8 protein-coding genes are annotated in these 13,792 nt (G+C 65.2%); 5 read left to right on the top strand and 3 right to left on the bottom strand.

The genetic code is table 11. From position 1 onward, the window contains the following. The first annotated feature begins 56 nt into the window (after nt 1–56). The 3 genes from CHB87_RS14505 (at nt 57) to copC (ending at nt 4,996) form a co-directional block, all read left to right on the top strand. Nucleotides 57–3,050: a TonB-dependent receptor gene (locus CHB87_RS14505; protein WP_245818004.1), complete on the top strand. Its 2,994-nt coding sequence runs from the start codon at nt 57–59 to the stop codon at nt 3,048–3,050. Nucleotides 3,051–3,177: 127 nt separating this feature from the next. Beyond that, the gene (locus tag CHB87_RS14500) at nt 3,178–4,593 is read left to right on the top strand and encodes a PepSY-associated TM helix domain-containing protein (protein WP_089409159.1); all 1,416 of its coding nucleotides are present in this window, start codon (nt 3,178–3,180) and stop codon (nt 4,591–4,593) included. 34 nt (nt 4,594–4,627) lie between these two features. Then, entirely contained in the window at nt 4,628–4,996 is a 369-nt protein-coding gene (gene copC / locus CHB87_RS14495) for a copper homeostasis periplasmic binding protein CopC (RefSeq protein WP_089409158.1), read from the top strand. Between the two features lie 4 nt (nt 4,997–5,000). On the opposite strand, the gene CHB87_RS14490 is transcribed toward copC, so the two are convergent. After that, nucleotides 5,001–5,954 (bottom strand): flagellar motor switch protein FliM, encoded by a 954-nt coding sequence (locus CHB87_RS14490; protein ID WP_176441778.1) that lies wholly within the window; start codon nt 5,952–5,954, stop codon nt 5,001–5,003. Nucleotides 5,955–6,072: 118 nt separating this feature from the next. Between CHB87_RS14490 and CHB87_RS14485 the strand changes: the two genes are divergently transcribed. Then, nucleotides 6,073–6,639: a chemotaxis protein CheX gene (locus tag CHB87_RS14485; RefSeq protein WP_089409156.1), complete on the top strand. Its 567-nt coding sequence runs from the start codon at nt 6,073–6,075 to the stop codon at nt 6,637–6,639. A gap of 57 nt (nt 6,640–6,696) precedes the next feature. Next, nucleotides 6,697–7,428, top strand: a complete 732-nt coding sequence (locus CHB87_RS14480) for a FliM/FliN family flagellar motor switch protein (protein ID WP_176441777.1) — start codon at nt 6,697–6,699, stop codon at nt 7,426–7,428. A gap of 103 nt (nt 7,429–7,531) precedes the next feature. On the opposite strand, the gene CHB87_RS14475 is transcribed toward CHB87_RS14480, so the two are convergent. Next, nucleotides 7,532–9,211: an OmpA family protein gene (locus tag CHB87_RS14475; protein ID WP_142988362.1), complete on the bottom strand. Its 1,680-nt coding sequence runs from the start codon at nt 9,209–9,211 to the stop codon at nt 7,532–7,534. A 247-nt stretch (nt 9,212–9,458) separates the two neighbouring features. Further along, the gene (locus CHB87_RS14470; protein WP_089409153.1) at nt 9,459–13,742 is read right to left on the bottom strand and encodes an FG-GAP-like repeat-containing protein; all 4,284 of its coding nucleotides are present in this window, start codon (nt 13,740–13,742) and stop codon (nt 9,459–9,461) included. Nucleotides 13,743–13,792 lie beyond the last annotated feature (50 nt).

Raw genomic sequence — 13,792 nt, 5'->3', positions numbered from 1 at the left:
TATCGCAATGAGCTCCGCATCGGCCACACGCCATGCCGAACCCAGGAGAGTCCAACGTGCTGAAGTCCTGCTATACCTCCAGAAGCTCTGCCCTTGCCCTGCTGCTCTGCACCACCGCAGCCCTTACCCTGTCGGCGCAGGAGACCATCAACAACGCCTCGCTGAACGGTCGCGTGACCGATCCGACCGGCGCCATGGTCCGCAACGCCGCCGTTACGGCCACCGCCAGCTCAACCGGCGTCAGCTTCAAGGCGACGACCGACACCGCCGGTCGCTTCCATTTCCCCTATCTGCAGGTCGGCCAGTATCAGGTCGTCGTTCACGCAGACGGATTCGGCGATGTAAAACAGAACCTCACCCTGACCATCGGGGCAGCGTTCGATCTGCCCGTGAAGCTGGCCGTAGGAGGCGCGACGCAGGCCGTCAACGTCAACGCCGAAGCCCCGATCATCGAGACCGACCGCAGCCAGATCGCCGACACGATCAGCCAGAACGAGGTCGCGAACCTGCCCTACAACGGGCGCAACTTCCTCGATCTCGCCCTGCTCGTGCCTGGCGTCTCCCCGACCAATACCGCCGCCAACCAGCTCTTCGCCGAGACCTCCGCCGTCTCCGGCCAGGGCATCTCCGTATCGAGCCAGCACAACTTCTCCAACTCCTTCATCGTCGACGGCCTCTCGGCCAACGACGACGCCGCCGGCCTCGTCCAGACCTCCTTCGGCCTCGATGTGGTGCGCGAGATGCAGGTCGTCACCTCCGGCGGACAGGCCGAGTTTGGACGCGCCCTCGGCGGATACATCAACTTCGTCTCGAAGAGCGGCGGCAACCAGATTCACGGCGACGTCTACGGCTACCTCCGCGATAAGCAGCTCAACGCCTACAACCCGTACTCGCACCTGCAACTGCCCTATACGCAGACGCAGTCCGGCGCGTCGCTCGGCGGCCCGATTGTCAGAGATCGCACCTTCTACTTCGCCAACTACGAGCACCGCCAGCTCAACCAGACCGGCACCATCAGCATCAAAGCCGCCGACGCCGCGGCCATCGATGCGATCCTCGCAGCCGACAAGTATCCCGGCCAGTCGCTCAACATCGCACCCTCCAGCTTCACCGTCTATCCCAACCCCGTTCGTCAGGAGAATTTCTTCGTCAAGGCCGATCATCAGGTCAACCAGCGCGATCAGCTCAGCCTTCGCTATAGCCTCTACCATGTCTCCAGCGTGAACTCGCGCGGCGTCGCCGGCACCAGCTACACCTCGGCTGGCGCGAACCTTACCGACCTCGATCAGACGGTCGCCGTCAGCAACGTCTTCACCATCGACCCGCGCACCGTCAACGAGACCCGCGGCCAGTTCACCAACTCCAACCTGCTCGCTCCGCCAACCGACACCGTCGGTCCAGCAGTCAGCATCTCCGGTTCAGCCTCATTCGGCACACTCTCCGGTTCGCCCACCGGCCGGTACGACCGGCTCTACGAGGTCGTCGACAATCTCTCCCATCAGGTCGGCGCCCACTCTCTCCGGGTCGGCGTGGACTTCCTCTTCAACGATCTGAAGATCACCTTCCCCATGTCCAACCGAGGCAGCTATACCTTTGGCTGCCTCTTCGACAAAGCGTCCGAAGCGTACGCGGGATACAGCGGCTCCTATTGCACGAGCAGCTTCTACTCCGGCGTCTACACCACCTTCGCCCAGACCTTCGGCAACTTCGTCGTGCCGCAGACCAACCCCAACTTCGGCCTGTACGTGCAGGATGAGTGGAAGGCGACCTCCAAACTGACCATCAACGCCGGCGTGCGCTACGACCTGCAATGGCTGAAGGCCGTATCGACCGATACGAACAACATCTCGCCGCGGATCGGCTTCGCCTACTCTCCGTACAAGAACCGCGGAACGGTGATTCGCGGCAGCTTCGGCCTCTTCTACGACCGGGTTCCACTGCGCGCGCTCTCGAATGCGCTCGAATCCGACCAGAACACCACCGCCATCACGGCCAACACCCTGGGGAGTCTCTCGCTCTCCTACGGCCAGACCGGCGCGCCGATCTTCCCCGCCATCACCACCGGCTATACCGCACTCAACCTGCCGTCCACGCTGCGCCTGAACCTCAGCACCATGGACCCCAACATGAAGAATGCCTATTCGGAGCAGAGCAGCCTCGAAGTGGATCAGCAGATCACCCGGACCAGCAACCTCGCCATCAGCTACCAGCACCTGCGCGGCCTCGACATCCTCCTCGACATCAACCTCAATACGCCCACCTGCTACGCCACCCAGCCGAAGACCGGCCCGCTCTATCCCGTCGTCGACCCCATCAACCTCTGCCGCCCCAACCCCAACTACGGCAACAACAAGCAGTACTACCCCGGCGCCGACTCTTACTACGACGCGCTCACCGTCTCCTACGTCCAGCGGCCGGTGAAGTACGGCAGCTACCGCATCTCCTACACCTGGTCCAAGGCGATCGACGACGTCAGCGAGTTCTTCTTCTCCTCGCCGGTGAACAACTACAACTTCCGCGAAGACCGCTCCCTTTCGGACGACGACCAGCGCCACCGCGTCGTCTTCGACGCCACCCTGCATAGCTCTCTTGAGCGCGCCGGATCGCGGCTCGACCACATCACGCACGGCTGGCTGCTCAGCGACGTGCTCACCTACTACTCGCCCTTTCCGTTCAATATCACCACCGGCCAGAACTCGATCCAGACCACCGGCCTGCGCCCCTGCCTGCCCGGCTATACCCTGACCCCCAACGCAACCAACACCTGCGCCAACGCAGCGCCGGGCACGATGATCGGACGCAACGCCGGCGTGGGCTTCAGCAGCTTCACCATGAACACCCGCCTCAGCCGCACCTTCCCCATCGGCGAGCGCTTCAGGCTGCAAGGCATCGCCGAGGCCTTCAACGCGCTCAACCATCGCAACGACCTCTTTCCGACCGGAACCTTCGGCACGGGAACCTACCCCACCGCACCCGCCTCCACCTTCGGAACCCCGACGGCCGCAGGCGACCCGCGCAGCATCGAGTTCGCCGCGAAGCTCAGCTTCTAAAGCAGGACTCAGGGTTCAGGGCTCAGGATGACCTGCCACAAACGCACGTCATCCTGAGCGCAGCGAAGGACCCCTGTATTGGCCTTTGCCTTTGCACTTACCGTCACCGAAGCCAGGAGCAAGCCACATGGCCACATCCACCGTATCCCCCACGCCGGTCGCGCAAGGCTGGCTGAACTACCGCACCATCTGGCGCTGGCACTTCTACGCCGGACTCTTCTGCATCCCGTTCGTCATCTGGCTCTCGATCACCGGCTCCATCTTCCTCTTCAAGCCGCAGATCGAACGCCTGCTCGACCGCCCCTACGACCACCTGAACATCACCGGCCCGCACGCCACGGCGGACGCGCAGGTGCAGGCCGCGCTCGCCGCCGTACCCGGCTCCAGTCTGCACTTCTACGAGTTGCCCACCGCGCCCGATAACGCCGTTCGCGTCATCGTCGGCAAGGGCCGCGCCGAGTACCGCGTCTATGTGCAACCGCAGACGTTACAGATCCTCCATGTCGTCAGCGAAGACGACCGTCCCATGAAGATCGTGCAACGCCTGCACGGCGAGCTGATGATGGGCGACCGGGGCTCCATGCTGGTCGAACTCGCGGCGTCGTGGGCGATCGTCATGGTCGTCACCGGCCTGTATCTGTGGTGGCCTCGACAGGCCACGCGGCTCGCGGGCATCCTGTATATCCGCATGCGGCAGGGGCAGCGCATCTTCTGGCGCGACCTCCACGCCGTCACCGGCATCTGGATCTCCGCCTTCGCGCTCTTTCTGCTCTTCACCGGCCTGCCCTGGGCGAAGAGCTGGGGCGGTTATCTGAAGAAGGTTCGCACCATCGCCGCGCACGCGCCTGTCCAGCAGGATTGGACCACCGGCCGCAGCTCGGAGCTGGCGGCGCGCGAAGCGATGAACATGCCCGGCATGGACATGAGCAATATGTCCGCCGACGAACACGCCGCCCACATGGGCCACATGGCCGAGGGCAAGAGTCTGCTCGATCCGGCTGTCGCCTTCGAACCGCTCGACCGCCTCGTCGCCACCATCGCGCCGCTTGGCCTCGCCTACCCTGTGCTGCTCTCGCCGCCGAAGAAGCCCGGTGGAGCCTGGACGGCGAAGTCCGATGCGCAGAACCGCCGGCTGCGTACAACTCTCACGCTCAACCCGACGACCGCGAAGGTTACAAATCGACAAAATTTCAGCCAGCGAGGCCTCATCGACCGCATCTCCGGAACCGGCATCGCCGCGCATGAAGGCCAGCTCTTCGGCCTGGCCAACCAGTTGCTCGGCCTCTTCACCGCCATCGGCCTGGTGCTCATCAGCGTCAGCGCCGTGGTGTTGTGGTGGAGGCGCCGCGCCACCGGCCTGCTCGGCGCGCCCTTACCCACGCGCAAGCCTCGCTTCTCCTGGACGCTGGCGCTGCTCGCCGTCGTCTTCGGCGTCTATCTCCCCATGCTGGGCGGGTCGCTGTTACTGGTGCTCGTCACCGAACGCCTCGTCCTGCGCAGAATTCCTCCCGCCAGCCGCTGGCTGGGCCTGAGCCCCGCCTGACCCTCCAACCTCACAACCTGAAAGGATCACCAACATGCGCAAACTTCTGAAGTTCACCGGCCTGACCCTCGCTCTTCTCTGCGCCCTTCTGCTGGCCGTCCCGGCCTTCGCCCACTCGCACCCCGTCAGCATGACGCCCGCGGCCGACTCCACCGTCGCCGCCCCGACCGAGATCGCCATGCACTTCAGCGGCGACCTGGAACCGAAGTTCAGCTCCATCACCCTCTCGAACGCCACCGGGCACGTCGTCAATATCGCGCAGTCGGCCGTGGCCGCCGGCGACGCCAAGCTGATGACGCTCGCCCTGCCCAAGCTGCCCGCAGGCGTCTACACCGTCGACTGGGTGGCCGTCTCCGTCGACAGCCACCGCATGACCGGCTCGTACAAGTTCACCATCCAGTAGCGCCTCAACCCTGGAGATTGCGCGGCGTCTGCAGCTTCAGCAGCTTGGCGGCGATGCGCCCGTCGCTGACGGCGGGCGCCGCGTCCCACGTGGGGCCGCCGGGCAGCGTGAAGATGGCCGGCGTGTTTCGCGGCAGACTCGAACGCAGGATCGCGCCCGGCGCCAGGTTCACGATCTCGGACGCCCTGACCTTGAAATGGGGCAGGCGCAGCGTCGTGCGAAAGCCGATCTGCTCCAGCCGGTTCTGCAGCATGTGCCGCGTGGCCGGGGGCTGCACGCGATCGGTCGTGCGTCCGCCGACGCCGCGCAGCAACATCGACGCGATGGCCGTCGCAAGCGCGACCTGCATGACGCCCTGCGTGTTGCCGATCTGAATCTCGTAGGTGAAGCAGAGCACGTACTCGGTCGCCGGAAAGACGCGCTGCACGCTCGACGGCAGCACGCGGGCCTCATACCCGGCCTGCAGCCCGAACGGACCCCACATGCGGTTCATCTCGTTCGCGATGCTTTCAAGCAGAATCTCCATGATGGCGACATCGATCTGCGTCGGCTCGCGGTTCGAGGGCTGCGTGGGCGCCGAATCGATCGCCCCGCCAAGCCCGAGGTGGACCACCGGCTCCACCAGCGCAAGGTCCAGCGAGACCAGCGCGCGCGCGTCCGGCGAGCGGAAGCGCAACTGCGCGAAGTAACTCTGCGGCAGATCGAGCATGTCGAGCATCGACGGATACATGCAGCGCTCGGCCGACATCATGGCGAGCTTGATGTTCGCGCCCAGCCAGCTCGACAGGTTGACGCTCAGACTCTGCGAGAACTGCGCATTCAGGCTCAGTAGCACCTGCATCTGCTCCGGCGTGATGGAGCTGCGGTTGGCGAAGTCGACCGGCAGGATCTCCCCGGACTTGGCCCCCCGGCTGAACATGGCGTCGATGGTGTTCTGGTCGAGTTGCGGCTGGCTCATGCGATTGTCTCCCACGGACGATAGAGCACGTCGGTCGCCAGCCGGTTCGGACATTTCTCAGCCGGCTCTTAAACTCCGTCTCGCCGCCGCCGATAGGTCTTAGGACAGGGGATACGCCATGCAGACAACATTGAGCGGAGAGCAGGTGCGCGATCTGATGGTGGAAACACTGTGTACCGCGCTCGATCAGGCGTTTTCGACCATGGCCGGCATGGAGGTCTCGATCGGCCCGGTGCTGCCGCTGGAGGCCGAGCGGCCAGACGGCCAGTTGGTCGCAAGCCTGGTGAGCTGGGTGGGCCACTGGAGCGGCACGGGCGTGCTGGAATGCACGCCGGAGTTCGCCTGCCTGCTGACCAGCCGCCTGCTGGGCGCCGAGCCCGAGGAGCTGGACGAGGAGTCGCTGAACTGCATCGCCGAGATGTCGAACATCGTCTTCGGCAACATGAAGACGCGGCTGGAGGGCGTGCTGGGCGAGATGCAGCTCGGCATTCCGACGGTGGTCTACGGCTCGGGCATCGGCATCTGGACGCCGCAGAGCAAGTTCCTGACGTTGCCCGTGCAGATCGAGCGGCATGTGCTGCGGGTGAAGATCTATATGGTCTGCCAACTGGCCGACAACGACGCCGAACGCGACCCGGTAGGACATCTTTGGAGCGGCTTCCACCACGAAGCCTCCACCCGCTAAGAACGCACGCATGAGCCGACTCTCATGCGTGCCGCCGCGCGTTGGTCCGCGAGGTGCATGGCTACTCATACCGGCCCGACGAACGGCGCCGGCAAGGGAGACCATGTGAGCGCAATGACGACGGAGTTGCCGGCGACGCCAAACGGAATGCCGCCAGGAATCGGTTCCGGCCTGGAGCGGCAGGAGATCGGCGCCGGGCAGTATGGCGCGATGGCCGCGCGGTACATGGCGCGCGAGCGCTGGGACGCCTGCCTCGATATCGTCACGCACCTGACCGTGACGGTGCAGATGCCCTCCATGTCGTTGCAGTCGCTGGTCGGAATCAAGGTCGGCGCGGTGCTCGAGGCCCAGTGGCCCGCGACGCACGATATCCCGCTGATCGTCGAGGATATCTTTCTGGCCAGCGTCGAGATGGAGCCGGTCGGCGACAAGCTGGGCGTACGGATCAACAGCTTCAACGAGCCTTCGCGCCCCGCCGCCACACCCAGGACGGACGCCGGCGCGGCCACGAAGGGCGACGGAAACTGTACCCTCGAAGACATCGAGGTGACGCCGTCGCTGTGCTTCGGCCGCACCAACCTGCCGATGCGGGACGTGCTGGGCTTCTGCGTGGGCGACATCATCGTGCTGGACCGGCTGGTAGCGTCACCCGTGACCATCGAGGCTGGCGGCAGAACCGTCGCGCAGGGCGATCTAGTGCTGGTCGACGGCGGCTACGCCGTGCGAATCACGGGCGTGTCGGAGCTTCGGCTGCATCTGCCGGAGGAGCATTCCGCATTTCTGGGGTAGTCCGCAGGAACGAGATACAGATTCTCCGCGAGGACCACAAACTGGAAACAGAAGAGCCGCCCCGTCGATGCAGGCGGCTCTTCTGTTTGTCATGCGGTTGAAGTCACTGGATGACCGGCAGATCCTTCGCCTTCACCTTCTTTTTGTGATGTTTGGCGACGGCCTTGTGATGAACCGGCGCGACGACCCTGGCCTTGCCATAGGGCTGGCCGTGGCGCTTGACGGTCGAGCCATCGAAGCTCGCCGCCGTGCCCGGGTCGAGCGTGGCCCCGGCCGGGACGATGGTGTTGGTGACGCTGCGTGTGCCGGCGTCGCCGACGCGCAGGTCGAGCCGCGACGGATCGATCCCCTTCTCCTTGGTCAGGTAGTCGCCGACGTTCAGCGCACGCGCCGCAGCGCTGTTCGCGGGCTCCTTCGGCTCATGGTTGCCGATGACGAGCAGCTTCGAGCCGGTCTCACGCGCCAGGTTCAGCGCGATGTCGTCCAGGCAGGCCTTGGCTTCGTTGTCGACGCGCACCGGACGCTTGCGATCGCGTTCGAACGAAACCGCGCAGAGGCTGCGCGCGGCGGGCGCGGGCGGCGGCGGAGCGGGTGTCGCGACCACGACTGACGTGGTGGCCGTGCCCGTCTTGCCCTTCGCATCCAGCACATTGCAGGTAACCGTGATGGCGCCGGGCGTGACGCCGGCGGTGGTCAGCGACGCGGTGGCGCCGTTGCCGGTGATCTGTCCGTTGCTGGTGCTGTAGCTATACGTCAGGCCGAGATTCTGCGGGCTGCGCGCGGTCGTCGTGATCACGACCGGATCGCCCGAGTTGATGGCCGCGCGATCGGCCGCGCAGGTAACGACCGGCGGCTCGGTGTCCAGCACCTTGAAGTCGGCCATGCAGCTTGCGAGCAGGCGCTCTTTCTTGCCCTGCACCAGCTTGGCGGCGACGCTGTACTGACCGGGCTCGATGCCCGCCGTGTCGACCGTCTCGGTCGCGTCCGTGCCAGCGATCTTGACCGTCGAAGAGGACCAGCGGTACTGCAGATTCTTCGCGTTGCCGAGGTTGAGCGCATTGGCGCTCAGCGTGACCGGATCGCCGGGATAGACCTCCGACGGGCTCGCCGAGCAGGTCAGGGTCGTCGCCTCCGAAGGCGACATGTTGCCCACGCGCAGGACGAAGCCGCTCGAGATGCGATAGGCGTAGATCTCGCCGATACCGCCGGTCGCGGTGGCGGGATTATCGACGCCGTTGTTGATGTGGTTGTACGTGAAGTCGCCCTGGATGGGGCGGAAGGCGAGATGATCGTGGAAGATGGGCAGCACGTAGTCCAGACCTATGCCGCCGGTGAGTCCCCATCCCCAGACCGAGCAGGGCTGCGCGACCGGGCCACCCTCCTTGGCTGAACCGCCAAGGATGTGAATAAAGGGCACGAAGCGGCCCTTCTGCAGGCGCGCGACGGGACCCGCCTGCGCGGTGTAGACGCAGTCGTTGTCGTCGTTACCCTTCGGGAATATGCTGCCTTCGACCTGGAAGCCGAGGTAGCGGTTGAAATAGGCGGTCGCGCTGGCGACGCCGCCGATGCCGATCGCATGATACGGCCGCTCGTCGATATCGCTATTGAACGGGCGATAGGTGCTGACGCCGCCGAAGAGCTCCGCGCGCGAGGTCGTGGTCCCTCCGCTGGCGGCTGCCGTGGCCTGGCCGAGCGAGATCTGGCTCATAAGCGCGGGGAGGAGCAGGAGCGCCGATGCAGTGCGAAGCGACAGGCGAAGAATTGAAGCAAGACGTGAAGTCATAGATGTCCTTGAACCCGCGAAAAGGATTCGAATCGTATCATTCGATACTGCGGAAAATGCGCTTGGCGGCGGAACTACCTCCAATTATGCCGGAATTGCAAGGAAAATTAGAATTTTCTTAAGTAACCACGTACCTTGGCGGATGCAGTTTCGCGGAGACATTGGCATGTGCTCAATGTCTGCAGTCACTTACGGGGTCCCCGCGGACCCCGTGCCTGAACGGCTCGATGCTTCCGTTCCACCGATATCACGGCAGCGTGACCTTCATCCCCACGGTCCAGCCCTGCGTCCCGGTAACCGGACCCACGCTGGGCGTCCCGGTCACGACGAAGTTATAGTTGCCCGGAATCACTCCGAGATCCGTGCAGCCGCTGCCGCAACCCGAAAGCCCTACCAGCCCGAAGAGGCAGACCGCCGCCAGCAGCAGACCCATCCGCCGGCGCTTTCGCACAAACGCCAGCCCGAAGAGGCCCAGCAGACCGTAGTACGGCGCGCCATTGGCGCCACAGCCGTGCGGCCCCTGCGGCAACACGTAGAGCGTCGTCGTGCCGCCGGCTGACCCGATCGTGTTGTTCACGAAGACGCAGCTCGCCTCCGCCGGCAGACCGGTGCAGCCAAGCTGGATCGTCTGGGTAAAGTTGCCCTCCACCAACACGTGGACCGCCAGCACCGCGTCCTGGCCGGCCGGCACATACACCGGGTCCGGCGTCACCGAGAGCGAGAAGCTCGCCGGATAGCTCTTCAACGGCGTCGTAATCACCTCGGTCAGCACCGGGGAAACGCTTGGCAGCAGCGTCTGCGTCGGGTTCGCGTACGCGGCGCGCGGAGGCACCGGCGGCTTTGGCGGCGACGGCGGAGGCACCCCGCCGCCGCTGCCCGTCGCGCCCGCATAACTCGCCGTCAATGCATGTCTGCCCACCGCCAGCGTGGAGGTCGCGAAGGTCGCCACGCCCAGGTTGTTCAGCACGCCCGTGCCGATGATGGCGCCGCCATCGAGAAAGCTGACCGAACCCGCCGGCACGACCGGAAAGTTGCCCGAGCTGACGACCGTCGCGGTCAGGATCAGGCCGAAGCCGGCGGGCGCGGGGTTCAGGCTGGAGGTGAGCTGGATCGCCGTCGTCAGCGGCGTCGCCGGCGGCACGGCCTGCGGATTGACCACCTGGCTCACCACGGTCGAACTTGCCGCGTTGAAGTCCGTCGTCGCCGCGTAGACCGCCCGGATGGGATGCGTGCCGACGGCGAGCGTGCCGGTCGTCAGAGTCGCCACGCCGGCGGCGTTCAGCGTCGCCGCCCCGATGGCCGCGGCACCGTCGAAGAACGTGACCGAGCCGGCCGGAACCGCGGCGTTGCCGGTCATGGTCGCCGTAAAAGTCACCGTCTGGCCGACCGTCGAGGGGTTCAGGGAGCTGGCGAGCGAGGCCGTCGTCAAGTCCTGCGCCACCACGTACGGCACCGCCGCCGAGACGCTCGGCGCATTCTCGGAGTCGCCGTTGTACGCGACCGAAAAGGAGTGCGGCCCGGCGTCCAGCAGCACCGGGTTGCCATACGGGCAGTCGTTCGGCACGCCGTTGATGCTCACCGGTAGGTTGGTGCAGATCGGCACGGCGACGCCGTTGTCGAGGACGGTGTAGGTCCCGGTCGTGGGGTAGCTTGCGGTGATGGCGAACAGCCCGTCGATGCCCTGGCCGTAGTAGACCAGCAGCGGGGTCGTGGGGGTCAGGACGACGGAGGTCGGCGCAAGACCGACGGTCAGCGTGCCGGTCAGGGTCGCGCCGCTATAGTTCGCGTCGCCCGCGTAGACCGCCGCCAGGGCGTGCGCGCCGGGCGTCAACGGCACGGAGAATGAAGCGACCGGGAAGCTGAGCGTGACGGCGCCGTTCGTCAACGTGTAGACGCCGTTGGTCGAGCCGCCCGCGGGGGCGCCGTCGATGGTGAAGGTGACCGTGCCGGTCGGCGCGGGCGACCCGTTCAACGCGATCGTGACGTTGAAGGCCCCCTGCCAGGCGACCGGATTGGGCGTCGCGACGATGCTGCCGCTGGCGGCCGGCTGGGTCGCGGCCTGCGTGTTCAGCAGGACCGTGACGCCGCCGCTGTTCACGTCGGGATTCGCGACCGGCGCCTCGTGATTCGCGACCGGATTGCCGAAGAACGTGCCGCCGTTCGCGACGACGAGGTCCACCTTGCCGTCGTGGTTCAGGTCGCCGGCGGAGATCGTGTTCAGCCCCATACCGGCCAGATAATGCGTCTCCGCGCCGAACGTGCCGTCGCCCTTGCCGTACTGCACCGACAGCACGTAGCCGTCGTGCATCACCAGGTCCGGATGCCCGTCGCCGTTCAGGTCCGCGAGCGCGATCTGGTAGAAGTTGCGCGACGGCACGACGGTCTCCGGCCCCTTGAATGTCCCGTCGCCATTCCCAAGCCAGATCAGGATATGGTTCGGCCGGCTCGCCGTGGGCTGCGTGTGGTCCGCTCCCATGTCGTCGTAAGCGACGACCAGATCGCCGAAGCCGTCGCCATTCAGGTCCGCGATCGCCATCGACCCGGGAAACGCCGGTTCGTTGTAGGTCTGCGAGGCGCCGCCCCAGGTGCTCGAAACGTACGCGGCGACGGGCACGGTCGTCGCCAGCTTCCGGAACTGGCCGTTCTTCAGGCTCAGATAGACCGTCAGCAGGCCGTTGTGCTGGACGATGAGGTCGTCCGCGCCATCGTGGTTCAGGTCGCCAGCGACGGTAAGGTCGTGAGCGTGGACATCGCTGTTGTACGCAATACCGATGCCGTCGGTCAGGTCGTCGAAGCCCTGCAACAGAGCCAGGGGAGGCGTGGTGTTTGCCCCGTTCAGCACCTGCAGCCGAGCACCGTTCAAGATGGCGATGCTCTTCGCCGCGGCGCTTCCACCAAACGCTCCCACCGCTCCGGTCCCGAACCACGGATAAGCCGCGCTGTTCGGCCCGGTCGAAACGCTGTAATACGGCGCCATGACGATCACGAAGCCGAAGTCGCCATTGTTCTTGCCTGGGTTGTACTGCACCCACAGACCGGAGCCGGCAAAGTACGGCAGGGCGGGGCTTCCGTTATTCTGCGATGGCCCGTCGATCGTCATGCCGATGTCGGTGCGGCCATCTCCGTCGAAGTCGCCTGTGAGCATCTGACCCCACGAGCCGGAAGCGGGCGTGGTAGTCGTGATGGTCGGCTTCGGAGAAGCAGCACCGCCGAACGGCACGAAGCTGCCGTCGCCCTGGCCCAGCATCACCTGAGCTGTGAGCAGCGGCGTCCCCACAACAGCGTCCAGATTGCCGCTGTTCGTAAACGCCCCCAGCGCGCCGCTGATCGCCGGCTGACCCGCCGCGTAGGCCAGAGAGCTCTGGAAGCTGCCATCCGCATTGCCATAAAGGATCGCGACGCCCTCAGGCGAATCGACTGCGAGGTCGAGATTGCCGTCGCCGTTGAAGTCCGCCAGCGCATACGCACTGCGCCCCGGTCCGGCGTTATAGACGCCCTTCAGCACATAGGTCAGGTTGCCCTGCCCCACCAGCACACTCACGCCCGCCGGGGTCGCTGTGATGAAGTTGTGCCGCGTCCCATTGGCCAGCGTCGTTTCGCCGATCAGGTGGCCGCCGTTGCCGGTCGTGCCGTCCAGCGTGCCGCTGCCGCCTTCGCTCTGGGTGGAGAACGTGCCGTCGCCGTTGCCGTGGTAAATGTCGAAGCGTCCGTTTGCGCCTTCGATCACGAGGTCCGGATAGGTGTCATTGTCGACCTCCTGCACAAGGAGGGAGCGAATTGCAGATGGACTGGTGAACCGCTTAGACGGCAGCGTCGGGTATCCCAGGGGCACCAGATCGGCGTTGAGATATATCTGCGCGGATGTCCCGTTGACAATGAGATCCAGCTTTCCGTTGCCGGACAGCGATTGAACGGTAATCGGGCCTGGCCCGTCGGGCAGAGCGGCATCAAAGCCGGAGTTCGTACCCAGAAACCCAACCAGGTAGTTGTTTGCGACATCTTCGACCACAATGGCGCTTGGAAGAGGAGGACGAATGGCCGCAGCCGTGAGGTAGCGATAATCGGGAAGATTCGGCGCATAGCCAGTAGTGGTGCGGGTCTGCAACGCACCAAAGGTCCCGTCGCCCAGACCCGGCGCGATGGAAACGGTCACCGTAACGTTATAGGGGCTCCCAGGAGCCTGATAGGGCGTCGCGCCAATCCAACCGATGTCGATATGACCGTTTCCCGTCAGATCGCCGATCGCGACGGAGACGCCTGTGGTGGCAAGTCTTGAAGATTCACTGAAGCCGCCCTTCCCGTTGTTGAGCAGGACATGCGTTGTGGAGGCCGTCGAGGTCGCGCCCTGATCGATATAGATAAGATCGGAAAAGCCGTCGCCGTTCATATCGGCCGCGTAGACAGCCGCCGGCCAGTTGCCGGTCTTCACCACCTGCGGCTGGGCAAACTGGGTCTGCGCCCGCGCGCTCGTCGACCATGACGCCGCCAGAGCGGCCAAAAGAAGCAGGAACCGGGAGACGCGAAGCGGCATGGCAAGACTCAATTCAGGGCCGTGGAGGTCGATTCACCACGACTCTATCA

This window comes from Granulicella rosea (genome assembly GCF_900188085.1).
Lineage (GTDB): Bacteria > Acidobacteriota > Terriglobia > Terriglobales > Acidobacteriaceae > Edaphobacter > Edaphobacter rosea.
This window is presented reverse-complemented; position numbering and strand designations above follow the sequence as displayed.